At 47.8% G+C, this 24,917-nt stretch carries 27 protein-coding genes; 3 read left to right on the plus strand and 24 right to left on the minus strand.

From position 1 onward, the window contains the following. Nucleotides 1-62 precede the first annotated feature (62 nt). From ACP7FG_RS10175 to gspC, 12 genes are read right to left on the minus strand one after another with little or no spacing between them, the layout of a single operon-like run. Nucleotides 63-809: a type II secretion system protein N gene (locus tag ACP7FG_RS10175; RefSeq protein ID WP_439226298.1), complete on the minus strand. Its 747-nt coding sequence runs from the start codon at nucleotides 807-809 to the stop codon at nucleotides 63-65. After that, nucleotides 806-1,324 carry a type II secretion system protein GspM gene (gene gspM / locus ACP7FG_RS10180; RefSeq protein WP_439226299.1) on the minus strand — a complete coding sequence of 173 codons (519 nt, stop codon included), beginning with the start codon at nucleotides 1,322-1,324 and terminating at the stop codon, nucleotides 806-808. Before gspM ends, ACP7FG_RS10175 begins: the two co-directional genes overlap by 4 nt. Beyond that, complete coding sequence (gene gspL / locus ACP7FG_RS10185) at nucleotides 1,321-2,541, minus strand: type II secretion system protein GspL (protein ID WP_439226300.1); 1,221 nt, start codon at nucleotides 2,539-2,541, stop codon at nucleotides 1,321-1,323. The genes gspM and gspL overlap by 4 nt, the downstream gene beginning before the upstream one ends. Nucleotides 2,542-2,544: 3 nt before the next feature. Beyond that, on the minus strand, nucleotides 2,545-3,531 hold the full coding sequence (gene gspK, locus ACP7FG_RS10190; RefSeq protein WP_439226301.1) for a type II secretion system minor pseudopilin GspK: 987 nt from the start codon (nucleotides 3,529-3,531) through the stop codon (nucleotides 2,545-2,547). Further along, nucleotides 3,521-4,204, minus strand: coding sequence for a type II secretion system minor pseudopilin GspJ (gene gspJ, locus ACP7FG_RS10195; RefSeq protein ID WP_439226302.1), 684 nt, complete (start codon nucleotides 4,202-4,204; stop codon nucleotides 3,521-3,523). The genes gspK and gspJ overlap by 11 nt, the downstream gene beginning before the upstream one ends. Further along, nucleotides 4,194-4,586, minus strand: coding sequence for a type II secretion system minor pseudopilin GspI (gene gspI / locus ACP7FG_RS10200; protein WP_222235695.1), 393 nt, complete (start codon nucleotides 4,584-4,586; stop codon nucleotides 4,194-4,196). The genes gspJ and gspI overlap by 11 nt, the downstream gene beginning before the upstream one ends. 2 nt (nucleotides 4,587-4,588) lie before the next feature. Next, complete coding sequence (gene gspH / locus ACP7FG_RS10205; protein WP_439226303.1) at nucleotides 4,589-5,155, minus strand: type II secretion system minor pseudopilin GspH; 567 nt, start codon at nucleotides 5,153-5,155, stop codon at nucleotides 4,589-4,591. Beyond that, complete coding sequence (gspG, locus tag ACP7FG_RS10210; RefSeq protein WP_054489310.1) at nucleotides 5,130-5,567, minus strand: type II secretion system major pseudopilin GspG; 438 nt, start codon at nucleotides 5,565-5,567, stop codon at nucleotides 5,130-5,132. The genes gspH and gspG overlap by 26 nt, the downstream gene beginning before the upstream one ends. 2 nt (nucleotides 5,568-5,569) lie before the next feature. Further along, nucleotides 5,570-6,796, minus strand: a complete 1,227-nt coding sequence (gene gspF / locus ACP7FG_RS10215) for a type II secretion system inner membrane protein GspF (RefSeq protein ID WP_054489312.1) — start codon at nucleotides 6,794-6,796, stop codon at nucleotides 5,570-5,572. 3 nt (nucleotides 6,797-6,799) lie between these two features. Then, complete coding sequence (gspE, locus tag ACP7FG_RS10220) at nucleotides 6,800-8,284, minus strand: type II secretion system ATPase GspE (protein WP_054489314.1); 1,485 nt, start codon at nucleotides 8,282-8,284, stop codon at nucleotides 6,800-6,802. Then, nucleotides 8,277-10,361, minus strand: a complete 2,085-nt coding sequence (gspD, locus tag ACP7FG_RS10225; protein ID WP_439226304.1) for a type II secretion system secretin GspD — start codon at nucleotides 10,359-10,361, stop codon at nucleotides 8,277-8,279. Before gspD ends, gspE begins: the two co-directional genes overlap by 8 nt. 1 nt (nucleotide 10,362) lies before the next feature. Further along, nucleotides 10,363-11,253 carry a type II secretion system protein GspC gene (gspC, locus tag ACP7FG_RS10230; protein WP_439226305.1) on the minus strand — a complete coding sequence of 297 codons (891 nt, stop codon included), beginning with the start codon at nucleotides 11,251-11,253 and terminating at the stop codon, nucleotides 10,363-10,365. A 150-nt stretch (nucleotides 11,254-11,403) separates the two neighbouring features. Between gspC and hslR the strand changes: the two genes are divergently transcribed. After that, the gene (hslR, locus tag ACP7FG_RS10235) at nucleotides 11,404-11,805 is read left to right on the plus strand and encodes a ribosome-associated heat shock protein Hsp15 (RefSeq protein WP_439226306.1); all 402 of its coding nucleotides are present in this window, start codon (nucleotides 11,404-11,406) and stop codon (nucleotides 11,803-11,805) included. 29 nt (nucleotides 11,806-11,834) lie between these two features. Beyond that, nucleotides 11,835-12,659, plus strand: a complete 825-nt coding sequence (gene hslO / locus ACP7FG_RS10240) for an Hsp33 family molecular chaperone HslO (RefSeq protein ID WP_439226307.1) — start codon at nucleotides 11,835-11,837, stop codon at nucleotides 12,657-12,659. Between the two features lie 45 nt (nucleotides 12,660-12,704). Here the strand turns inward: hslO and der are convergent, their stop codons facing one another. The 9 genes from der to ndk form a co-directional block, all read right to left on the minus strand. Beyond that, nucleotides 12,705-14,144, minus strand: a complete 1,440-nt coding sequence (gene der / locus ACP7FG_RS10245) for a ribosome biogenesis GTPase Der (protein ID WP_439226308.1) — start codon at nucleotides 14,142-14,144, stop codon at nucleotides 12,705-12,707. A gap of 6 nt (nucleotides 14,145-14,150) precedes the next feature. Beyond that, the gene (bamB, locus tag ACP7FG_RS10250; RefSeq protein WP_439226309.1) at nucleotides 14,151-15,389 is read right to left on the minus strand and encodes an outer membrane protein assembly factor BamB; all 1,239 of its coding nucleotides are present in this window, start codon (nucleotides 15,387-15,389) and stop codon (nucleotides 14,151-14,153) included. Further along, entirely contained in the window at nucleotides 15,389-16,003 is a 615-nt protein-coding gene (locus ACP7FG_RS10255) for a YfgM family protein (protein ID WP_417447962.1), read from the minus strand. The genes bamB and ACP7FG_RS10255 overlap by 1 nt, the downstream gene beginning before the upstream one ends. 4 nt (nucleotides 16,004-16,007) lie before the next feature. Continuing rightward, the gene (gene hisS / locus ACP7FG_RS10260) at nucleotides 16,008-17,285 is read right to left on the minus strand and encodes a histidine--tRNA ligase (RefSeq protein ID WP_439226310.1); all 1,278 of its coding nucleotides are present in this window, start codon (nucleotides 17,283-17,285) and stop codon (nucleotides 16,008-16,010) included. A 72-nt stretch (nucleotides 17,286-17,357) separates the two neighbouring features. Then, nucleotides 17,358-18,476, minus strand: a complete 1,119-nt coding sequence (gene ispG, locus ACP7FG_RS10265) for a flavodoxin-dependent (E)-4-hydroxy-3-methylbut-2-enyl-diphosphate synthase (RefSeq protein WP_054489331.1) — start codon at nucleotides 18,474-18,476, stop codon at nucleotides 17,358-17,360. Nucleotides 18,477-18,495: 19 nt separating this feature from the next. Then, nucleotides 18,496-19,602 (minus strand): RodZ domain-containing protein, encoded by a 1,107-nt coding sequence (locus ACP7FG_RS10270; protein ID WP_439226311.1) that lies wholly within the window; start codon nucleotides 19,600-19,602, stop codon nucleotides 18,496-18,498. 20 nt (nucleotides 19,603-19,622) lie between these two features. After that, a complete protein-coding gene (locus ACP7FG_RS10275; protein WP_054489336.1) occupies nucleotides 19,623-20,078 on the minus strand; it encodes a tetratricopeptide repeat protein in 456 nt (151 codons plus the stop codon). 33 nt (nucleotides 20,079-20,111) lie between these two features. Next, nucleotides 20,112-21,248: a bifunctional tRNA (adenosine(37)-C2)-methyltransferase TrmG/ribosomal RNA large subunit methyltransferase RlmN gene (locus tag ACP7FG_RS10280; RefSeq protein WP_054489338.1), complete on the minus strand. Its 1,137-nt coding sequence runs from the start codon at nucleotides 21,246-21,248 to the stop codon at nucleotides 20,112-20,114. A 58-nt stretch (nucleotides 21,249-21,306) separates the two neighbouring features. Further along, nucleotides 21,307-21,738 carry a nucleoside-diphosphate kinase gene (gene ndk, locus ACP7FG_RS10285; protein WP_011235266.1) on the minus strand — a complete coding sequence of 144 codons (432 nt, stop codon included), beginning with the start codon at nucleotides 21,736-21,738 and terminating at the stop codon, nucleotides 21,307-21,309. A gap of 166 nt (nucleotides 21,739-21,904) precedes the next feature. Here ndk and msrA point away from each other — a divergent pair, with 166 nt between their 5' ends. After that, a complete protein-coding gene (msrA, locus tag ACP7FG_RS10290) occupies nucleotides 21,905-22,450 on the plus strand; it encodes a peptide-methionine (S)-S-oxide reductase MsrA (RefSeq protein WP_439226312.1) in 546 nt (181 codons plus the stop codon). Here msrA and ACP7FG_RS10295 read toward each other — a convergent pair. The 3 genes from ACP7FG_RS10295 to trmJ all read right to left on the minus strand — a co-directional run bounded on the left by ACP7FG_RS10295 (nucleotide 22,447) and on the right by trmJ (nucleotide 24,904). Then, nucleotides 22,447-23,604 carry an IscS subfamily cysteine desulfurase gene (locus ACP7FG_RS10295; RefSeq protein ID WP_439226313.1) on the minus strand — a complete coding sequence of 386 codons (1,158 nt, stop codon included), beginning with the start codon at nucleotides 23,602-23,604 and terminating at the stop codon, nucleotides 22,447-22,449. The two genes, msrA and ACP7FG_RS10295, sit on opposite strands and share 4 nt — an antisense overlap. Before the next feature lie 30 nt (nucleotides 23,605-23,634). Next, nucleotides 23,635-24,114: a Fe-S cluster assembly transcriptional regulator IscR gene (iscR, locus tag ACP7FG_RS10300; protein ID WP_054489344.1), complete on the minus strand. Its 480-nt coding sequence runs from the start codon at nucleotides 24,112-24,114 to the stop codon at nucleotides 23,635-23,637. Between the two features lie 67 nt (nucleotides 24,115-24,181). Then, nucleotides 24,182-24,904 carry a tRNA (cytosine(32)/uridine(32)-2'-O)-methyltransferase TrmJ gene (trmJ, locus tag ACP7FG_RS10305; RefSeq protein WP_271331767.1) on the minus strand — a complete coding sequence of 241 codons (723 nt, stop codon included), beginning with the start codon at nucleotides 24,902-24,904 and terminating at the stop codon, nucleotides 24,182-24,184. Between the last annotated feature and the right edge of the window lie 13 nt (nucleotides 24,905-24,917).

The following is a 24,917-nucleotide window of genomic DNA, read 5'->3' on the forward strand; positions in this document are numbered from 1 at the left end:
AGGCAGAGGCTTAAACGAGTTATAAGTACAGTAATTGTAAACGGACTGACCTGCAAGTCAGATCACAACCGGAAGGAGTAACGTCCCTGAGAGTCTGGTTTCCCCATATACTCCATCATTCTAGCTAAACCTTCAGGTGTTCTTGGTGTCGGTTTAACCGTTCCCTGAGCATTAAAGCTTTGACTATTAATACTGCCGTTAAAGTTCAGCCCCAGACTATTATTTCCGTCCATAGCAAGTGTAACGGCGTTATTATCATTACAGCCTAGTTCAACCGGGAAATCCCCCAGAGACTGCCATTGGTTATTGACCAATACACGTATTTGCTCTCCTCGTGCCTGCCCCTGCAGCTCGTCACACCAGCGCACAGGCCCGGGAGCTGTAACCACAAAGCTATCCAGCGACAAGCGCCAGTTACCACCCGTTTTTAGCGGTAAGCGAGTGCCAACTAGCTGCAATAGCGCGTTGACATCACCTCTGGCTGTTACATTCTTCGCTCCAACCTTTGTTGAGCCGGCCAGCAGTTGACCGTTCAACGCAAAAGGATTGTTGTTCTGAGGAAGGTTAACATCCACCACAAGCTCGCCCAGCAACACAGACGAGACTTGCCAGTCCCACGCCAGATTACTCAGCACTATGTCATCAACAGCCACCTGTCCGGCAGCACCCTGCCATAAGCTACCACTTACCTGAGATATCCGGATGTTATCCGGTAGCGGAAACCAGTAAACCACTCGTGCCGGTAACATAACCAGCATGGCAACCAGATACACGACAACTAACCAGGGTATCCAGCGCTTTAGATTCATGAAGCCTCTCTTACTAAAAGTTTGCGGAGCCTAACTTGTCCGGGTGCATTCAATTTCGCAATATCGACCGACGTCAATACTAACTGCTGGCGCTGCTCTAATTCAGCCAAAAAACTTACCAGGTCAGAGAAAGATACTTCATCTACGGTCAATAAATACTCCTGACCCTGAGGCTGCAAACGCGCTATCTGGATATCTTGCGCTGCAGCAGCACGGTTAATGCGTTGACTCACTGAACCAGACGCGCTTTCTCGTTGTTCGGTTTTACCCTCTAACTTTTTATAACGTGCGATAGCTTGCTGTACCCACTGATACTGCTGCTGTTGAGCTTCTAACTTGCGCTCGGCATTAGCAACTGCCTGAGCACTGGGTTGCCACACAGCGAAATACAGTAAAGCAATAAAAAGCACACCGCCTAATACAGACAGCAACGTCTTCTCACGTTGATTAAACTGGCGCCAGCGTTGAGCTCCCAAATCCAGATAAGGCTTTAAGTAGCGTTTGAATCCATTCATGACTGAGCCCCTCCACTTTCAACTTGCACCGTCAATGCGCCTGATACCGTTTCTCCGCGGTTACTCATTGAACCAGCTTCAATATTCAGGCCTTCTGCCTTTGCGGCTTGTTGGAAAGATTCAAACTGAGAAAAGCTTTTAGCCGTTGCCTGCAACCGTAACTCATTATTCTGAAACCGCAACAACTCAAGCTGCAAGTCAGGTTGAGACTTAAATGCCGGCTCTAATTGCTGCAAAACAGCAAGCACTGACACCTGGTCCGAATTTCCGAGGCCCAGACCATCTAACTGTCGTTGCAATTGAACTTTCAAATTCACAATTCGGGTATTACCTGGAAATGCATCCCGATAAAGTTGCTCAGCCTGAGCTTTCAACGTTTCGCTTTGTGAATTTAGCTGCCAGTAACGCACACCATTTAACACAATAGCCAACACAAAAAGTACACTCGCGGCTGTGGCAAAAGCCTGCCAGGGAAGCTCTACTGAACGTTTAGCTCTGTGTGAACGATAATTTCCCTGCCTTAGGTTAAGCTTATTACCCGTTTCAAGGCTTTGCACGGCAATAGTAAAAGGCACTTCGATATCGGCGGCGGTTAAAGGTGCCGGAGACTGAGGCCAGTTTAACTCACCGTAGTGAACAATTTCGGTTGGGTTTTCCTGCTCTGAAGCAAGAGCCGGTGCTAACTCTGCAAACTGCCCTTTTTCAACCGTAAAACCTTCCCAGGCTCCCGTTCTGACAATAATGCTGTCACCAAGCTCTATTGCCTGCCAAACACCCTCCTGATACGGAAGTAGGAAACAATCAGGCACCCAGTAAGGAGCGTCAATACCAGCCTCTAAAAGCAGTTTTAGCCATTCATCCATTCGCTCTTTTGCGACCACGGCGACAGGTAATTCCGTTCCTTTTACGTCTGGCCAGGAGAAATGTAGCTGCTCTATGTCACTTGCCAGCTCTTCTTCCAGTGCATAAGGAATAATGCGCTGCAGATGTCTCTTGGTGCCTGCCGGCAGTGTTACCTTTGTCATAAAGACGTCCTGCCCCGGCAAGGCAACAATAACCTCGCAGCGGCCTGCTTTGTCTTTCAGCTGAGAAAGCTCATCGACTGAATTCAGGCTACCGCTGGCAATTAACTCCTGCTGATTTTTATGCCAAACCAGCCAGGGTATGGGTTCATTCGTACCGTAAGCTGGCAAACGCAGAATCAGTGTTTCTTGCATAAACTAATCTCCCATCGCCCGGTACAATGTCTGTACTCGACCTTGGTTTAAATGTAATACCGAGCGCGCTCTCATCTCTACCTCGCCCCACTGGATCATCGCAACCAGCTGGAAATACTCGCTTTTTACCGTCAGCTCTGAAAGGTCACTTTCCAGTTCAGAACGAACATTTTCAAGCTCAGCTAATTCGGTTAACTCTTCATCCGACTCGTAGCCCTGCTCCGGCCTATTGGCCAAAAGCGACATAGCATCAGCAATTGACAACTTACCTTCTGTCACGCCTGTCAGCACCGCTGCCTGCTCTTGTTCCAGTGTATTTATATTTATTTTTAATTCAGATTCATTAGGAATAACACAAACAACGGGCTTCAGTTTATTAACAATTTTAGCACTGTAACCACGCACCATTCTTAGCTCACTCAAGTCCAGCAAGTGACTATTTGCCGCAAGATAAGGCTTAGGTAAGCTTTCGTAGTCTGGATCTTCTGCACCATTGCTTCCCGATAACTCGCTATCTTCATCTATCCAGTCTACCAGACTGTCGGTCAAAATTTCGGCCTGATAGTTATCAATATCTAATGCCTGTAACAAGGCTTTATATTGGCGTTTGCGCTTTTCCAGTGTGCCTGGATCTTCCGCGTCAGCACTCAAACTGTTTAGATTAAAGCAGCTGTATAAGTCATTTACTCGTGCAGCGATTTGGCCGCCCTCGACAGGGAAAGGCCCATTGCGACCCGCCCAGTTTTGTTCACTATGGGCGACACCATCATTCTCATCGAGCTCTGTTTTAAGCACTTCTTTTAAAACATCTTCGGCGCTTAGCCACATCCAGTAGCCCTGCTCAGCTTGTTGCAGATTTCCCATGCGGGTTATTTGCAACTGTAGTTTGCCACCTAAATTGACGGCAATAACCGATACTAAAGCAATGACCAGCAGGACTGTTATCAGTGCCGCTCCCTTTTGCGACGACCGGGTTAAGTTAGTTGGCACCTCGATCCCCCTCAGAATCATCAACTGCTAACTGACCAACACCAGCAATCAGAAACACCCGCCTAATCGTGCCAAAGGTTTCACTGCCAATGGTAACTTCAACCGCCTGAGGTAAGTCACCTGCACTCTCCCAGCTATCGCTCCAGCCCTCTTCTGTGTCCTGATTCGAGCGACTCCCGGTCTCACTGCGATAAAACCGAAAAGAGAGTTCATTCACATCTTCTAACAGCGTCTGAATTGACGGCTCTGATGAGCGGTCATTAACAAATGTCTCTGTGACACGCTGTAAATCACCCTCCCATAGGCGGTAAACCACAGGCTGCAATTCGCTGCGCGGCAGAATATAGCCGGGGTTATCAAAACCGCTTCTGACAAACGCCAGCACGCCGCCGTCTGATTCAAAGTATCTTGGGTCGTTACTTAAATACTGATGCGTAACTTCCATAGCCGATGGCCGCGTCGGTTTAGCGACCATTTGGCGAATATCCTGCTGCATCAGCAACTGACTAAACTGCAAACGCTCTAGCTGATCACGTTGTTTCTGCGATTGCTCTTCTGTGCTGACCATTTGGTTCAGCACTTGAAAACTCGCAATACCGATGATGGCGAATATCACCATGGTGACCAACACCTCAACTAAGGTGAACCCTCTGTTTGCAGAGTTAGCGACCATTGCGAGACTCTCCCGCTGAATCCGGTTTACGCACGTAACGGGTTAGCCGAAAGTGTTCACGGCCGTTTTCGCTCTTCATCACTTTTATCGTTACCGCAACTACATTTGGCGTTACGGTTTCGGTCACTTGTTGTTGCCAGTACCAGGTAATGTCAGCTTGTTCTTGCTGGCCTTTTCGTCCGTTTTCCAGCGGCCAGTTGTTTTCAATAGAAAGCTCAGCCAGACGGTTAGAGGCCACATACTGTGCGAAGGTTTTATCCTGCAGGGCACTTAACCCGGTCAAATGTCCACTGGCCGCTTGTAACGCCGCCAAAGCAGCCAGACTAAAGACCGATAAAGCGACCATCACCTCAATTAATGTAAACCCTCGCATTAGCCGCATAACTACTCCGGAGCCTCTTCAGAGATACTAATCAGCCAACTGTTTTGTGCAATCAGCCAGCGTTCCGCTTCAGGCTCGTTTAAGTGTTCAATATGAACACTAAACAATGTCATCTCGCCGCTTGGAAGAATCAGAATATCGGGAACCAGACTGTCATCGTCACTGTCGTCCGCGAACAGACCACTCTCTAAGGACTCACTTTGCTCAAGTATGGCTATACCCCGACTGGTAAACTTCCAGCGCATTGGCCATTCGGTCTTCTGGGCCCGCAAACCGCGGGGACTCTTCTCTTTCCATTGTTCGTCCTGCCAGAATAAAAAACGATATCCGTTCTCATGAAACTTGAGACCAACAGGTTGCTGCCTGACCATGGCATATTCGCGTGCGTAGTTAAGCTGCTGACGTAACGCAACAGCAGCGTTATGAGGAGAATCTCCGCCACGCTCACCGCCTGGCAGGGTAAACACAACAGCGCTGGCGATAAGGCCCAGGATGGCCATCACCAGCATGACTTCAATTAAGGTAAAACCAAACTGACGACGCTTATTGATCACGGTCGTTGTTGCCAATCATCCAGCTGCCGAAGTCATCATCAGTGCCCGGCTGCCCATCAGGACCCGGCGAGAAAATATCAACGTCGTCATACTGGCCCGGGTTCAATAACAGATAGTCATTACCATAGGGGTCTTGTGGTAACCGGCGAATATAGCCACCACGACGGTAACTACGCGGCTGAGGATCTAAGTTTGGTTCGTTGACTAAAGCTTCAAGACCTTGCTCAGTCGTTGGGAACATGCCGTTGTCGAGGTGATACTGTGCCAATGCATTTTCTAACGCAACAATGTCAGCGATAACTTTTTGTTCATTCGCTTTTTCCTGATTGCCCAGAACATTGGGTAGCACCATAGTCGCCAGTATACCGATAATGGCAATAACGACCATTACTTCGACTAATGAAAAACCTGATTGATTACGTCTCATAGCTAAAGCCCTACACTATTATTTAATTGTAAAATGGGTTGAATGATAGACAGCACAATAAAGAATACGATACCGGCCATAGTCACAATGAGCACCGGCTCGAATACCTTTAAACTGACCGATACCAAATTCTCAAATTCTTTATCCTGGTTATCTGCCGAGCGTTTCAGCATCTGCTCCAGTTCACCTGACTTCTCGCCAGCCGCTATCATATGCAGCATCATAGGTGGAAATAACCCGGTTTCCTGCAGCGCACCTCGCATTGAAGAACCCTCGCGCACACGGTCAGCAGCTTCATCGACAGCCTGCCGTATGGCTAAATTGCCTATCACTGACGATGTAATGCGCAAGCCGTCAAGCAGCGGAACAGCAGAAGAAGTCAAAATACTGAGTGTTCTGGCAAAACGCGCCGTACTTACCCCTCTTATGACCTTGCCCAGCATAGGAAGTTTTAACAGTCGACGATGATATTTCAGACGGTTTTTTTCGTTTCGCAGCCACTGATTAAAAGCCACCAAAACTAAGGCGATAGCTATTAACAACCACAGCCCCCAGTTCTGCAAGAACTCACTTATGGCAATCATCGCCAGTGTTGTAGGGGGTAATTCCTGTCCCATAGTGGAGAAGTTATCGACTATCTGCGGCACAATAGAAACCAACAGGAAGACAACAATACCAACAGCAACCAAAGTCAGCATGAGCGGATAGATAAGCGCCTGAGTCAACTGGCTTTTCATGTGCTGCCGCTGCTCAGTATAGTTTGCCAACTCGTCCAGTACGGTGTCTAAATGCCCGGACTTTTCCCCGGCAGCCACCATGGCCGTATATAAGGAGTCAAATACCCCGGGAAACTCAGACATGGCTTCGGCCAGTCCGTAACCTTCAACGACTTTACTTCGCACCGACATTAGCAGCTTTTTCAACCGCGGCTTCTCGGTTTGATCCGCAACAGCCAGCAGTGCCTGTTCAATAGGAAGTGCAGAACCCACCAGCGTAGACAACTGACGTGTTATAAGCGCTAAATCCTGAGCTTTAACTTTACGTTGAGGCAAGCCGAAACGCGGCGTTAAGGTTTTTTTTCTGTCCTGATCAGCCGCGGGGGCTATGCTCAATGGCATTAAGCCCTGCTCACGCAGCAACTGGCGCACCTGACGCTCAGTGTCAGCTTCTAAAACCCCTTTTTTCTTTCTGCCGTTAGCTTCAACAGCCTGGTATTCAAATGCTGCCACCCTTTACTCCTCGCGGGTAACCCGCAGCACTTCTTCCAGCGTTGTTTTGCCTTTCAGTACTTTTGCCAGACCATCCTGACGAATGCCCGGAGTCGACTGTCTAATGTACTTTTCAATAGACTGCTCACCGTGCCCGTTATGCACTAACTCACGCACATGATCATCGACAACCAGTAATTCATGAATACCGGTCCGCCCACGGTAACCCGTATGATTACAACGTTCGCAGCTACCGGCCCGATAAATTACGCTGGTATCTGAGGCACTGAGCCCCAGCATATTTTTTTCTTCGTCGTCTGGCTCATGCGGCTGTTTGCACTCAGTACAAAGTGTTCGCACCAAACGCTGGGACAACACAGCCAGCAAACTGGAGGACAGCAGAAACGGTTCAACGCCCATGTCTTCCAGACGGGTAATAGCACCTGCAGCGGTGTTGGTGTGTAAAGTAGAAAGTACCAGGTGGCCCGTTAAGGACGCCTGAACAGCAATTTGTGCCGTTTCAACGTCTCGTATTTCCCCGACCATTACAACATCAGGGTCCTGACGCAAAATAGCACGAAGTCCGCGAGCGAAAGTCATATCAACACGAGGGTTAACCTGAGTCTGACCAATGCCATCAATAGCGTACTCTATCGGGTCTTCTACGGTCAGAATGTTACGGTCTTTTGAGTTGATCTCGCTAAGGCCTGCATACAAGGTCGTACTTTTACCCGACCCCGTAGGGCCAGTCACCAAAATAATACCGTGCGGTTTATAAATCAGTTCCTGGAAAATTTTCCGGTTCTCGTCAGTCATTCCCAGTTCAGTTAAATTGAGCCGCGCGTTGTTTTTATCCAATAAACGCAGTACCACCCGCTCACCATGGTTCGACGGCATGGTCGAAACACGCACATCTACCGCCCGCCCGGCAATTAATAATGAGATACGGCCATCCTGAGGCACCCGCTTTTCAGCGATATCCAGCTGCGCCATAACCTTTATTCGTGACACCAGCAGCGACGACAACTTGCGGTTTGGCCGAAGTACTTCACGCAATACACCGTCAATACGGAAGCGAATTAATAAGGCTTTCTCGAAGGTTTCGATATGAATATCAGAAGCCCCTTCCTTTATCGCCTCACTCAGCATAGCGTTAATGAGCTTAATAATAGGCGCGTCGTCTTCACTTTCCAGCAAGTCTTCCGTTTGCGGTAATTCATCAGCCAGTGAAAACAAGTCCGACTCGTTGCCAATATCTTCCATCAATTGTTTGGCTTCGGATGAATCACGTTGATAAGCACGAGTTAACAGACTTTCAAAGTCACTGGCTGCATGTTCTTTTATTGTTACCGGCTGCCCCATAGCACGCCGGACTTCCTTCAATGCGGCTGCAGAAATACCGGCGCGACAATGCAAAATCATGGGCTCGCCATGCTCCACGACCACGCCAAAACGCTTAGCGAAGCCAAAAGGCAGGCGGGTTGTTGCAATGGCACTAGCTTCAGTCATTTGTCGACTCATTGTTGTCGTTGTCAGCTTCACCTTTGTTCTTCAGGTATTCATCGAACCCCGGCGGCAAGGTTAACTCACTATCCCAGTCATTTAACAATGGAGAATCTTCGGTTGGCATCAAAGAAATACCGCGCGCACGCTCATCTAACTGTAAAGCTCGCATATAGTTGTACTTAGCCGAGCTCAGCTCACGCATACGATTACCGTCACGCACGATTGTCGGACGGATAAATACCATCAAATTTCGCTTTTGCTTAGAAGTCGATGTTGAACTGAATAATTTACCTAAAAACGGAATATCACCCAGCAAAGGAATCTTAGATACCGACTCCTGCACGTCTTCATCAATCAAGCCGCCCAATACAATGGTTTCGCCATCGTCAGCCATCACTGTTGTTTTCAGTTCACGCTTATTAATAATAACATCAACCGCTGTCGCACCACTCAAGCTGGAAACTTCTTGCTCTATCGTCATTTGCACGGCGTCACCCTCGTTTATCTGAGGGGTTACTTTTAACTTGATACCTATCTCGGTGCGATCAACTGTCTGAAATGGGTTGTCGTTGTTGTCGCCGGTAGTCGAACCGCTAATGGTCGGTACTTCCTGACCAACCAGAAAACTCGCTTCCTCATTATCGACGGTAACAATACTTGGCGTTGCCAGAATATTTGAACGAGTATCCTGAGTAACGGCCTGAACCACCGCTGCCCAGTCGTTCTGAATGGTGCCGAACATCATACCGTTTACCGATCCGAGTAAATTCGCCAACAACGAAATATCGCCTGGCTCGTCGGGTTCTGTCGTCGTAACTTCGACACCGCCGTCCGTTATACGAGTGGTGGTGGTTCCTGGCCTTTCACGAGCCTGATAAGCCCCAGCCGCCAAACTGCCAATGGGAACCTGGTTACCATTGTTGTACTGCACCATGCCACCATCTTCGCTAATCCATTGCACACCAAAATTAACATTGTCGCCTTCCATGATCTCAACAATGATAGCCTCGACCTGAACCTGAGCCCGGCGAATATCTAACTCCCGAATCACCTTTTCCAGTGACGCCAGCATGTCTTTTTGCGCTGTAATAACAACCGAGTTAGTCGGCTCGTGCGGGCTGATACTAACGGTTTCATCCCCACCGCTGCGGCGACGTTGATTGTTATTACCACTACTGGTCTGCTGCTCAACTTCTGCCTGAATAGAGCTGCTGACGTTCTTCAATACTTCAACCACTTCTGGCGCTTTAGCATATTTCAGGTAGAAAACTCGCGTATTACCTTCGGTTTTTAAATCTTGATCGAGCTGTTTTATCAATTTAACAACGCGAGCCCGGGCGCGAGGTTCACCACTGACTATAATGCTGTTACTACGTTCATCAGCAACAATTTTGGGAATAAGCAGGGCTGGCACACCTTCGTTATTTTTTTCATAAAGCGACTGGGCAATACGCACAATTTCACTTGCCGATGCATACTCCAGACTGATCATGTCAACGTCCTGATCACCTGCCTGATCAACGCGCTCAATAATCTCGACTAAACGCTGCACAGTTTCTGAACGACCCGTCATCATAATCACATTGGAGGGGTCATAGCTAACGACCATGCCGCCACCGCTTTGATCGTTCAACTGGCGAAGCAAAGGAGCCAACTCACGTACTGATACGTTCTCTACCGGCACAACACGAGTTACCATGGTGTCGCCTGAGCCGCGGGTGTCTCTGTCCAACACAGGCAGAGACGAGGTTTTTGCGTCTTTGTCACGAATCACTTTCAACACGCCAGATTCCATCTCGACAACGGCAAAACCATAAACTTCAAGCACATTCAGGAAAAACTGATAGTACTGCTCTTCATTCATGACATCGTAGCTGCGAACATCAATTTTGCCTCTGACGTTTGGATCGATAATGATCGTTTTCTCGAGGTTACGTCCAACCACCTGAATAAATTCGTTGATGTCGGTATTTTTGAAACTAGCGGCATACTCTTCGCTGCTTAAAGGCGAGCTCATAAGGGTTAAAGTTATCCCCAAGGCTCCCAGCCATGCTTTTAAGCCACTCTTCGCCACGTTCATATTAATTATCCTGTTTTACCGGTAGCTCAAACGACAGCTCCATACGTTCACCGTCGCGCTCAATTTCGATACTGACTTGCTTTTGCTCTGAGAGTTCCTGACTGGCCAGCATTGCTTGCTCCATATCGGTCAGGTCATAGCCATTAATGGCTACTGCTAAGTCACCGTTTTGAAAACCTGCGTCCCGAAACAATTCAGGTTTTTTTCCCGAATTTAATTTATACCCTTTGAGTTCACCATTCGCCTGTACCGGCGAAATACTCACGTAATCCAGTAGAGAAGAAGGATTATTAGCGACCTGAGCCAGCTGCTCCTCAACACTGGCATCGTCTGACAAGTTGCTTTCATCAGCATTAGAGCCTTCGTCATCTTCCGGAACCAAAGCCCCGTCGCCATTTCCTGAACCATCAATAACCAGCGATAGTGCCGGTCTATCTTCGCCAATGTCTTCCATTTCCAGAGTTTCTAAACGTCCGTTATTATCAAGAATGACACGGTCAGCATGAATTTCTTCAACAGTGACGGATGAGCTACCAAGGTTCTCACCAATAACATAGGTTTGTTGCTTAGTTCCTTGCTGGATAATAGCGGCTGAACGCTCTGGATTAGAGCTGGCAGAAACCCCAATTAAGCGCACGTTTAATGATGTTTTTGGCGCGTTACGAGTATTAGTTGAACGGTCATTTCGCTCAGCGGCGCCAAATAAGTTTAATGATTTTAAGCTACTTAAGTCAGTATTCCGGTTGTCCGCAACGTCAACCGTCACTTTAGGCAGAACCGCAGTTCCCTCCGGTTCAGCCGGATTAATTAAAGACCAGGTAAAACGCGCCAGTAGTACTGCGACCAAAAACCACGCGAATGCCGTGAGCGCCTGCATTAATCTGCGCCACATTTGAGGATCTGTAAATATTTGTTTGAGTCGGACAGTCACTTTATTCTTATTCTTGTTACACTGACAAAAGACGATTCATGCATTCTAGCGCAGGCAACATGAGTCAACAATCGATTAACACAAAGTTTATAACGAATTCGTTGCGTTTTTATGACAAGAAATCGAAAAGAGAACTCTATTCGCCTTGATAAATGGCTATGGGCAGCCCGGTTTTATAAGACCAGAGCACTTGCCCGGCAAATGATTCAGTCAGGCAAAGTACATTATGACGGGCAGCGTAGCAAGCCTTCAAAAATTGTACAGGTGGGTGCTGTTATTACTTTGCGCCAGGGCTTTGATACCAAAGAAGTCGAAGTAATGGCTTTGAGTGAGCAGCGTCGCGGCGCAAGTGAAGCTCAGCTACTCTATCAGGAAACCGCAGAAAGCGTTGAAAAGCGCGAACAAAATGCTGAAGCAAGAAAGCTTAATGCGTTGTATAATCCGCACCCGGAAGGACGGCCGGATAAGAAGCAGCGCCGTCAACTTATCAGAATGAAAGATAGCGGCGAGTAAGCCCCTGTCGTCGATAAATAGGAGTGTCCATGGAATACCCAACTGATCAATTGTCACGTTACACCTTCGAAGAGCACGATGTGCGCGGTGAACTCGTTCAGTTGACCAGCAGTTACCAAACCTTAATTCGTGGTCACGATTACCCGGCACCGGTTCAGGAGTTACTGGGGCAAATGATGGCGGCAGTATCCTTACTGACGGCAACATTAAAATTTAACGGCCACATAGCCGTTCAGCTTCAGGGTGATGGACCACTTAATTTTATCGCAGTTAATGGTAACCATAATCAGGAACTTCGGGGCATTGCACGCTTAAGAAGCGAGCTTGGAGCTACAGATCTGCGCTCAATGATAGGCAAAGGACAGCTTGTTATCACTTTAACGCCGGATACCGGTGAGCGCTATCAGGGTGTCGTAAGTGCCGACGCCGACTCAATTGCCACCATGCTGGAAAACTACTTTGAACAGTCCGAACAGCTACACACCCGGGTCTGGTTACACGCCGACGGCGAGCATGCTGCCGGCATGTTACTGCAGCGCTTACCCGCTACCGGAAAAGACTTAAGCGGCTTTGAGCACCTGGCAACTCTGACCGACACTATTACGGCAAAAGAAATTTATACCTTGCCTGCTCAAGAGTTGTTGCATCGCCTTTATCACGAAGAAAAAGTCCATCTGTACCCATCACAAGGTGTCAGCTTTGTTTGTGGTTGTTCGCGTGAACGAACATTAGAAGCTTTGGCGTCAGTAAGCCCTGAAGAAATTCAGGAAATTTTGGCGCAGGAGGGTGAAATTGTCATGACTTGCGATTATTGCCTGACGGAATATCGCTTTGCACCTTCAGACTTCAATTAATCAATAAAAAAGCCTGCAATTTTTGCAGGCTTTTTTCTATCAAAACTACTTTTTCTTTTTCAGAAACTTCATCAAACGTCTGCGCTTTCGCTGCTGCGATAGCGTCAGTTGATTTTTCTTTCCTTCGTACGGGTTAACCGGCTCACGGAATTCCACTTTTATCGGCGTTCCCATTACGCCCAGCGCTTTACGGAAGTAATTAATGAGATAACGCTGGTAAGCGCCAGGTAAATCCTTAACCTGATTACCATGAATAATAATACGTGGTGGGTTATAGCCCCCGGCATGCGCGTACTTTAACTTCACCCGACGGCCGCTAACCAATGGCGGCTGATGTTCTTCCTGCGCCATTTCCATAATTTTAGTCAGCTTAGAGGTGCTAATTCGCTGAGTTGCACTTTTGTAGGCTTCTTCCACTGACTCGAATAAATGCCCTACACCAGTACCGTGCAAAGCAGAGATAAAATGTAACCGTGCAAAATCGACAAAACCTAAGCGGCGGTCAAGCTCGCGCTTTATCTCTTCTTTGTGGTCGTTTTGCAGACCATCCCACTTGTTCACTGCAATAACAATTGAACGGCCGGCATTTAATGCAAAGCCAATAAGGTTAAGGTCCTGGTCACTGATAGTCTCACGCGCATCAACAACAATCAGGACAACGTTTGCATCCTCAATCGCCTGCAATGTCTTCACCACAGAGAACTTTTCAATAGCCTCGCCAATACGACCTCGCCGACGCACTCCGGCCGTATCTATCAGGACATATTCGCGCTCGTTGCGCTGCATGGGGATATAAACCGAATCACGCGTGGTGCCCGGCATGTCATAGACAACAACCCGTTCCTCACCCAGTATTCGGTTAATTAAAGTTGATTTACCAACATTAGGACGACCAACAATAGCCAGCTTTAACGGCAGCTTGTCGTAATCGATCTCGTCATGCTCAAGCTCTTCAGACTCAACGTCCTTGGGCACAATAACATCGGGATAGTCTTCTGCTATTGGTCTAAAACAGGTTTCTAATAACTGCTCAACTCCTCGCCCATGAGCTGCAGCGATACCATAGAGTTCACCCAAAGACAGCGAATAAAAGTCGCCCATCGCAGAGTGCGCATCGATGCCATCAATTTTATTACAGACTAAATAAACTTTTTTATTTTGCTTACGCAAATGTTCCGCAATAGCTTGGTCGCCAACGGTCACACCGTCGCGGGCATCGACCATAAAGAGCACAACATCGGCTTCATCAACAGCAAGCAGGGACTGCTTTGCCATTTCTTCATCAATGCCCTCTTCATCGCCATGAATACCACCGGTATCAATAACAATAAACTGAAAACCGTCGTAATTTGCCTGACCGTATTTACGATCCCGGGTTAACCCGGGAAAGTCCGCTACCAGTGCGTCGCGTGTCCGCGTTAAACGATTAAAAAGCGTGGATTTCCCCACATTTGGGCGCCCAACCAGCGCGACAACAGGTAACATCTCTTATTAATTTCCTGATTGAATATCGAGCGCGATGATATCACCGTCCCGAGTCTGTACATACATAATGTTGTCATCAACAACCGGGGCTACATAAACACCGTCACCACCGACTTCATAACGGCCTACAATATTGCCGCTGTCGCTATCTAACCAATGCAAGTAACCTTCAAAGTCACCGACAACAACGTAATCGCGATGCCATGCAGGCGCACTTAACTCACGTCCGAACAGCTGTGAATTACCCCAACGTTCTACACCACCGCTTTGCTCAAGTGCATAAACGTGGCTTTTCACATCAGTTAAAAATATCCGACCATTGGTTACCAGCATATTCTCAAAGGCTTTGTAATCTCGCTTCCAGCGTACTTCGCCATCTCTTAGTTCCAGCGCAACCAGCTCACCGTTAAAAGCAATCATGTACAATGTAGTACCCTGAACAGCAGGCTTCGCATCAACGTCCGCCAGGCGTTCGAGCTCATTGCTTCCGCTTGGCTTACCAATGGTTTGAGTCCATGCCTGCTGTCCATTATTGGCAATAAGTATCATGCCTGTACCATTACTGTCTCCAACAACGATACCGCCACTAATAATAGCAGGCGCAGATGCGCCACGAACTGTCAGCATTGGAGCCTGATACTCATATTCCCATTGCTGTTCGCCAGTTTCCGCATCCAGGCTAATAACTTTTCCGCCACCAGTATGCACAACAACGCGTCCTTCACCGACAGCAGGATCTGACATGACTTCGTTATTGACTTCTGTGTGCCAGACAATGTCACCGCTTTCAGCATTTAGTGCAACGACATCACCATTTTCTGTTCCCAGAAAAACGCGGTCGTAGCTCGCCACTAAACCACCTGAAATACGCGCAGGGAATGGGCTTGAGAAAATACCGCCAAACCAACCTTCATCGGTTGCCTGGTCAAACTGAATACTCTGACGTAAATCAATTCGCCATAAGCGCTCACCTGTGGATTTATCAAAAGCACTGACTATTCCATTACGATCAGCGGCAAAAACTTTGCCATACTCAACCACAGGGTTCAGTCGGGAAAAATACTCTCCTATGCCACTACCAACAGAGGCATCCCATAAAACTCTTGGCTGTACTTCCGAAGAAATGGGCTGTAACTCAGCAAATTTCGGTTCTTCGTCATCGTCACCAAAAATAGAACAACCGGTAACAAGAAGAGTGGCAGAAAATAATAAGCTGCCTTTAATAAAGCGTTTAATCAATTGCATTATGACTTAGCCAGGCTGTTGAGTTTCATTTGCAAAGCCGGAGTCAATGACTCACCTGCCTGCAATGCGCGTTCGTAAGCTGCTCGGGCTTCTTCGGTATTGCCCTGCTCAGCAAGTATGTCACCTTCCAACTCCGCCGCAAAACCAGCGTAAGCTTCAGGTAGAGGCTTTTGAACCAAGCTTAAAGCCGTGTCCAGTTGTTCCTGAGCAATTAACACCCGAGCTAAACGAATGCTCGCCAAAGCCGACATGTTTTCATCATCTGCGTTATCTACAACGGATTGTAAAACGGTAACGGCTGTTGCCAGGTCAGCGCGTTCAGCTGCATGCTGTGCCAATTGGAACGCAACAAGCTGTGCGTACACATTTCCTGGGTTTTCGCTGACAAAGTTTTGAGCTTCGAGTACGGCGTTCTCGCTACCTTCGGACAACCCCGAAGTTAATTGCTCATAGTTAGCTGACGCACGCTCCTGTGTTTCTAACGTGTGCTGGTCGTAGTAGCGCCAACCATAGAAAAGACCGAAACCAATAACAACACCGGCAACAATACCTTTACCGTGTTCTTTCCAAAATTCTTTTAAACGTTCTACTTGTTGTTCTTCGGTATTATCCACCTGACTACCCTCTTGTCAGCGGCTGCAGGAATTCTATAAGAGCCTGCCAGCCCAGAGTTTGTTGTTCTTCAGCAGTACGCAACGGTTTTACCGTTACTTGCTGCTGAGCGATTTCATCAGCACCGATAATCAGAGCAACTTCAGCACCCGACTTATCAGCTTTTTTCATTTGCTTTTTCATGGAACCGCCGCCACAGTGGCTTACCAGCCGCAGTTCCGGTAACTCATTTCTCAGCTGTTCGGCAATTCGCGGGGCGTTTAGTTCCGCTTCTTCGCCTAACGGCATTAAGTAAGCATCAACGACTCGTCTTGGGGTCAGCTTTTCTTGCTCCTGCAGTAGCAGCACAAGACGTTCCATACCCATTGCGAAGCCAACCGCAGGCGTTGCTTTACCGCCTAACTGTTCAACCAGACCATCATAACGACCGCCTGCACAAACAGTACCCTGAGCACCTAAGGCTGTGGTTACCCATTCAAACACGGTACGGTTATAATAATCCAGACCACGCACCAAACGTTCGTTCAGGGTATAGGAAATACCAGCCGCTTCCAGGCGAGCCGTTAATTGCTCGAAGTGTTCTTTCGATTCTGCGTCCCAGTATTCGGACAGGCTTGGCGCACCTTCAAGAATCTTTTGAGTGTTTTCATCTTTACTATCCAGAATACGCAGCGGGTTGCTTTCCAGCCGGCGTTTACTGTCTTCATCCAGCTCGCTAATGTAGTCAGATAAGTAATTTTTCAACGCATCCCGATAATTCGCCCGTGCTTCATTAGACCCTAAAGAGTTCAGTTGCAGTTCAACCTGATCCGCAATACCAAACTCACGCCATAGCCTGGCAGAAAGCAGGATGACTTCAGCGTCGGCATCGGCGCTTTCTAAACCAAAGGTTTCAATACCAAATTGGTGAAATTGACGATAACGGCCTTTTTGCGGGCGTTCGTAACGGAACATGGGTCCCATGTACCACAAACGCTGAATTTGGTTATACAGCAAACCGTGTTGGTTCCCTGCACGAACACAGCTGGCCGTTCCCTCAGGGCGTAAAGTGACACTTTCACCGTTACGGTCGTCGAAAGTGTACATTTCCTTCTCGACAATATCCGTTACTTCGCCAATTGAACGTTTAAAAAGTTGCGTACTTTCCAGCACAGGCATACGGATTTCGCTATAGCCGTAGCTTGCAGCAACACGGCGTATTACTGCTTCAACCTGCTGCCAGGCCGGACTCTGCTCTGGCAACAAATCATTCATGCCACGAATTGCTTGTATTGTATTCGCCACGGAACCTTCTCGTCTGGTTATCGATACAGAAAATAAGCGGGTATTATAAGGACTTTGTCGATGCGGGTAAAATCAACCGTTAATTTCTTTTACGTCAATTTTATTAGCTTCAATAAACTTCACTTGCTCGCGAATTTGCGCTTCCAGCTCATCCACTAAATTATGGTTGTCTAAACGTTGTTTCTGACGTGCACCACCAATATACAAACCACTTTTATTTTTAGCGCCGGCAAGACCAACATGAGATATCAAGGCTTCGCCCGGACCATTAACAACACAGCCTATTACCGAAACATCCATAGGCGTGGTTATATCCTCCAGACGCTGTTCCAGCTCATTAACCGTGCTAATTACATCAAACTCCTGACGTGAGCAACTTGGGCAGGCAATAAAGTTGATACCACGTGCGCGAATGCGCAGTGACTTCAGAATATCGAATCCCACTTTAATTTCTTCAACCGGATCGGCCGCTAGCGAAACACGAAGCGTGTCACCAATACCTTCAGCCAGCAACATGCCTAAGCCTACTGACGATTTAACGGCGCCGCTGCGTTTACCACCCGCTTCGGTAATACCTAAGTGCAGTGGCTGGTCTATCTTCTTCGCAAGCAGACGGTAGGAATCAACGGCTAAAAACACATCGGAGGCTTTAACGCTCACTTTAAAGTCGTGAAAGTCGAGTTTGTCGAGAATATCGACATGCCGCATGGCAGACTCAACTAAGGCTTCAGCCGTTGGCTCACCGTACTTTTCCTGTAAATCTTTTTCCAACGACCCGCCATTAACACCGATGCGAATTGGAATGTTGCGCTCACGCGCAGCATCAACGACAGCTTTAATTCTGTCTTCACGGCCAATGTTGCCCGGGTTAATGCGTAAACAGTCAGCGCCGTATTCAGCAACTTTTAGCGCTATGCGATAATCGAAGTGAATGTCAGTAACCAGAGGAACAGGGCTGCGTAATTTGATTTGTTTGAAAGCTTCAGCCGCTTCCATTGTCGGTACCGAAACCCGGACAATATCAGCTCCGGCCTGAGCCAACGCATCAATTTGAGCAACGGTAGCATCAACATCGGTTGTTTCAGTATTTGTCATAGACTGCACAGCAATCGGTGCGCCATCGCCAATAGGTACATTACCTACATACAAACGGCGTGAAGGACGGCGTTTAATTGGATTTTCGTGCATCATAACCTTAAATTGACCTCTACTACTCTGTCGGCACGGTAAAGCGCGCAACACGGCCCGTACGGAACTGGCTCATATCAACTGCATTACCGTTAAAACTTACGTTAACTGCTTCTGGTTTACATAGTGTAATCGAAAATGGAGCCTCGCCCGGTACCGGCATGCGATAGCCCGCTGCTTTAACACCAACGGCCTGAGTTTCACCGGTGGCGTCATCTATTTTTACCCAACATTCTTCATTAAAGTCTAAAACCAAACTGGGTGAACTCGCTTCAGGCTGCTCAGATTGCTCTGCCGCCACCTGAGCGGCTTCCACAGGCTCAGCATCAGCTTCTGCTGACTGAGTTTCAGGGGTAGCTTCTTCAGCACTTTCAAGAGACGAATCATTATCTGTCTCTTCGGTAATCGGCTCAGCACCTGCTAAGGTGTCGCCCGTCGACTCGCTATTCAGTTCTTCGCCTTCTGCAGTCGGTTCCTGAACAGATTCAACAGCAACGTTAGTGTCTTCGGCTTCAACATCTGACTCTAATACCGCGTCTTCTTCGTCAGGCCGAATTTGTGGCTCGGTCGGCTGATTCGAAATTTCAATACCGCCAACACTGTCGGCTTCACCATCCGCATCCGTCGGAGCAACTTCTGAACTTTCCTGAGTGCCGTTAGCTTTTTCATTAAAACCAAGATCAGGCTCCTGCCACCACCAAATAACTAAGGCAATAACAACAATAATGACCACGTATGTAATCAGCATTAAGCGGTTATCGTTTTCCTGATGCTTCTTACGTCGTGAAAAGCTCTGCATCTGGCTACTTTGGACTTCTTGAAAGCCTTTTGCCTTGTAGGCCTGAAATAACTCAGTGTCGTCCAGATCCAGTAACTTGGCGTAAGCTCTTAAATAACCTTTAATAAAAGTAGGCGTCGAAAAAGTTGAGTAGTCATCGACTTCCAGCAACTCAATGATCTGCTTTCTCAAACGCAGTTGGTCTGCAACCTCGCGTTGGCTTAGGCCTTTTGCTTCACGAGCTTCTTTTAGTATTTGTCCAGGACCCTTGCTCGGCATTTGTTCTGTTTCTTTTACCGCTTCAGGTTCTGTTTTTTCGTTATCTTGTGTTGGTTCGTTTTCAGCAGTCATGATTGTAAGGGGTTTCCCTGTTATGGTTGAGCTGCGTCGTGACTTCCTCGTGCCAGGCATTCGGCTCTGTTTTTCCTGGCCCGGTCGTGATGTGAATACTTACTATCCAACCTCACTTTATCAAAATACGTCAGTGCTGTTTTCCAGTCACCAGCCACACACAGTGCAACCGCATAGTTATTGTACAATGCACCGCTCATAGGTTGCCATGATAATGCCTGTTGGTAAAGTGACAAAGCTGAATCAACGTCATTTGTCGATAAATACCATTGCCCTAAGGCAAGGTTGGCATCCAGAGACTGAGGGTTATTCTTTAATGCGGTTTGCAAATGTGGATGCGCAAGTTTTAACTTCCCTTGCGCTAAGTAAGCAAGTCCCAGCTGCAACCGTACATCTTTACCCTCAGAAACCGACTGTTCAGGGTTAGCGGTACAACCATATAGCACTACGGCTATCAATAATAAAGCGGCTCGCATTATCACACTCCTTGTGCCTGCGATTCTGTTAATTTACGCGGTCTTTACAGCTATTGCTTCTCCACCACGCTGTTTCTGCTGACGCTTCAGTATGCGTTTTGTACGATCAATGACATCGCCGACCAATTGTCCGCAAGCTGCGTCAATATCGTCACCCCGGGTTTTTCTTACCATTACAGTAAACCCATATTCCATCAGTACCTTAGCAAAACGGTCAATACGCGAGTTGCTGGAACGGCCGTAGTCCGAGCCCGGGAACGGGTTAAACGGAATAAGATTAATTTTACTTGGGGTATCTTTTAATGTTTTCGCCAGCGCATGCGCTTGATCAGTTGAATCATTCACATGGTCCAGCATGACATACTCTACCGTTACTTTACGCTGAGCTTTTGACTGCTCAACATAACGACGACTGGATGCCAAAAATTCTTCAATATTGTACTTCTTATTAACAGGTACAATTTCGTTACGGAGTTCATCGTCTGGTGCATGCAGAGAAATAGCCAGCATGACATCAATGCGTTCACGTAACTTTTCCAATGCGGGAACAACACCGGAAGTACTTAAAGTGACACGACGCTTTGATAAACCAAAGCCCAGGTCATCTAACATTAACTCCATTGCCGGAACAACATTGTTTAAGTTAAGCAGTGGTTCACCCATGCCCATCATGACAACGTTCGTTACGGGTTTAATTCCGGTTTTTCCATAAGCCCCTAAAAGCTGGTTCACCCGCCACACCTGGCCGATAATTTCTGCCACGCTGAGGTTACGGTTAAAGCCCTGAGCCCCTGTTGAGCAGAAAGTGCACTCTAAAGCACACCCAACCTGAGAAGACACGCACAAAGTAGCGCGGTCACCTTCGGGTATCCATACCGTTTCCACGTCCTGACCGTCAAACAAAGTCATCGCGAACTTAATGGTGCCATCTGACGACTGCTGTTGTTCACGAATTTCAGGTGCGCGAATTTCGGCTACTTGCTTGAGCTTTTCACGCAAAGCTTTATTGAGATTCGTCATCTCATCAAAGTCATCGACACAAAAGTGATACAGCCATTTCATAACCTGTTCGGCACGAAACGGTTTCTCACCCATTTCACGAAAGAATTCTTTAATCCCCTCACGATTCAGGTCGAGTAAGTTCACTTTTTTATCTATTGCGTTGGTCATAAAGCTCCAGTGTTCTGATGTAGCCTGACGTTTCCGTCAGGCCATATTTTCTTACGTCTTAACGAGTGCGCTGGCAAACTTCTTCGTCGCTGAAGAAGTAAGAGATTTCGCGCGCAGCAGATTCAGTTGCATCTGAACCGTGTACCGCATTTTCGTCTATAGTTTCAGCATAGTCGGCACGGATAGTTCCTGCCAGTGCTTCTGCAGGATTCGTAGCACCCATAATGTCACGGTTTTTACGCACAGCGTCTTCACCTTCAAGAACCTGAACAACGATAGGACCTGAAGTCATGAATTCAACCAAAGCGCCAAAGAAAGGACGTTCTTTGTGTTCAGCGTAGAAACCTTCCGCCTGTTCTTTGCTTAAGTGCATCATTTTAGCACCGACAATGCGTAGGCCCGCAGATTCAAAACGGTTGTAGATAGCGCCGATTAAGTTTTTTGCAACTGCATCAGGCTTGATAATTGATAGAGTGCGCTCTAAAGCCATGGTTATAAACTCCAATAAAATAAAGGGATAAATTAGTCGCGCGGATTATACGTGAGATCAGCACAGAAATCGAATACCCAGTGATTGTTTTTTCACTTATTCTCAGCTAGGATGCCTAAAACAAATTAGCCATATAGACGTCTATTTGACGATAAGGAGTTCTGACATGGCGAACAATGAATACCAACAAGCTACTCTGGGCGGCGGCTGCTTCTGGTGTGTTGAGTCTGCCTTCCTTCAGGTAAAAGGCATTCAGTCGGTTAAATCCGGCTACACGGGTGGTCATACGCCAACCCCCACTTACGAACAAGTTTGCACGGGAAACACGGGCCACGCAGAAGTCGCTCAACTCCAGTACGATCCGAAGCAGATCTCTTACCGTCAAATCTTAGAAATCTTTTTCACCCTGCACGATCCTACTCAGGTGAATCGCCAGGGTAACGATGTTGGCACGCAATATCGCACATCAATCTTCTATCATAATGACGAGCAAAAACGAGAAGCCGAGAAAATTATTGCAGAGCTAGAGGCTGACGATGCATTTGCAGCGCCTATAGTAACGGAAGTCACCGAGTTAGGGACCTTTTATCCGGCGGAGGATTACCACGAAAACTACTACGCCAGAAACCCGGAAAACCCGTATTGTCAGGCGGTCATTTCACCTAAGCTGGCTAAATTCCGCAAAACCTTTGCCGGCCTGCTGAAAGACTAAGCAGCCCCTCGCAAGGTACCGATAGTGCGGTGGATAAGCTCTACTGCACTGTCGATATCGTCTTCGGACGTGTAACGGCCAATACTAAAGCGCAATGAGCTCATTGCCAGCTCATGTTCAACGCCTAATGCTCTCAGCACATACGAAGGTTCAACGCTGGCCGACGTGCAGGCCGAGCCCGACGAAAGCGCAAGATCTTTTAACGCCATTAGCAGCAGTTCGCCATCAACTCCGGCAAAGCTGATATTGGTAATATGCGGAACTCGTTGCTGGTCAGAGCCATTCAGGGTTACGCCTTCTAACTGACTAACACCCTTCCATAACCGCTGCTGCAGGTTTTTAACCCGCACAGGCTCCAGCTCCAGCTCATTACGCGCAATTTCAGCCGCAACGCCCATGCCGACAATCTGGTGGGTTGGTAAGGTACCTGAACGCATACCCCGTTCGTGACCGCCGCCATGCATTTGCGCAAGTAGCCGAACTCTGGGCGTACGACGCACATAGAGCGCCCCAATACCTTTAGGGCCATACATTTTGTGAGCAGAAAGTGACATTAAATCGACCGGCAACTCAGCCATATCCATAGAAACTTTACCGGAAGCCTGGGCAGCATCAACGTGGAATAAGGTGCCATTTTCACGACAAAGTTGCCCAATAGCAGCAATGTCCTGAATAACGCCAACTTCATTATTAACCAGCATAACGCTTACCAGGACGGTGTCTTCACGCAGAGCTGAGCGGAACAAATCCATATCCAGCAGTCCGTCGCTGCCAACGTCCAGGTAAGTAACTTCAAAGCCTTCTTTTTCTAACTGACCGCAAGTATCTAATACTGCCTTGTGTTCAGTTTTCAGCGTAATGATATGCTTGCCTTTAGCCGAGTAATACTGAGCCGCACCTTTTATTGCCAGGTTATCCGACTCAGTAGCGCCGGAGGTAAACACAATTTCGCGCGCGTCGGCATTGATTAAATCAGCAACCTGATGCCGGGCAACATCAACGGCTTCCTCAGCCTGCCAGCCGTATTTATGTGAACGTGACGCGGGGTTTCCGAAGAGACCATCCTGAGTTAAACAGCCCATCATCTTCTCTGCTACAACAGGATCTACAGGGGTGGTTGCAGCATAATCAAAATAAAGGGGTAGCTTGGGCACTTCGTTGCTCCTGACAAACTAAAGACAATATTAAAGATGTGAGTTTAACTTAATCTCTTCTTCACTTTTATTATGAAGTGAATTTTGCCGACTCAGAACATCACCAACATCGCGCTTTTTCATCAGTTCAGCCAAGGTAATGCCGTCCAGGAAGTCCGCTATGCGGTCACTTAAGCCTTCCCACAACGAATGCGTCAAACAACGCTCACCGCCCTGGCAGTTAGCTTTACCCTGGCAACGAGTCGCATCAATAGATTCATCAACGGCATGAATGACCGCACCAACAGAAATATCGGTTGCCGGGCAACCCAGACGATAACCACCGCCCGGACCACGCACACTGTCCACCAGTCCGTGCTTACGCAAACGCGCAAACAGTTGCTCTAAATACGACAGAGATATTCCCTGACGCTCAGAAATGTCCGCTAACGGCACAGGACCATTTGCCGTAAAAAGCGCAACGTCCAGCATAGCTGTAACTGCGTATCGACCTTTTGACGTCAGGCGCATGGTGGTTCCCTCTGGTGTTTAAATCAGCATAATATGTTATGAAATTTTACATTCCTGACTATTTTAGTCAAGTATTGCCTGTCGATTTATCCACCGAGGCTAAAATGCCCCGCAAAATATTAATTTCGTTCTCTTCCGGCCGGGCACGGGTGAATAAGCGGCGTAATTTCGTCATTACCTGCCCCGGGTGCTGACGCACAATGAACCCTGTTTGGCTCAATGTTTTTTCAAGGTGCTCGTAAAACCGTTCTAAATCTTCGGCTCTTGGATACTCCGGTAATTTTCCAGAGCTGCGTTGTTGTGACTCCAGCCACTGCATGCGCAGTTCATAGCACACGGTTTGTACCGCCATAGCCAGGTTCAGAGAACTGTAATCCGGGTTTGTTGGTATATGCAGGTGGAACTGACTTTGCTGCAGCTCTTCATTGGTTAGGCCACTGTTTTCACGACCAAATACTAAAGCCACCTCGTGCTGTCCTACTTCTTCCAGCACTTTTTCAGCACACTCGCGAGGCCCTAAAAGCGGCCAGTCCAGCGTACGGTTACGAGCACTGGTCGCAATAACCAGACCGCAATCGGCAATCGCTTCTTGCAAGGTGTCCACAATAGTCGCCGATGCCAAAATATCAGTTGCACCAGCCGCCAAAGCCGATGCGTGACTGTCCGGCTCCTGCACAGGGTCTACTAACGTTAATTTAGACAGTCCCATGGTTTTCATGGCACGGGCAACAGAGCCTATGTTCCCGGTGTGAGAAGTGTTCACCAGAACAATACGAATGTTATCAAGCATGGCGTTTCCCTTG

Origin of the sequence: Idiomarina sp. ST10R2A5, from assembly GCF_051842325.1 — a bacterium.
Classification (GTDB): Bacteria; Pseudomonadota; Gammaproteobacteria; order Enterobacterales; family Alteromonadaceae; genus Idiomarina; species Idiomarina abyssalis.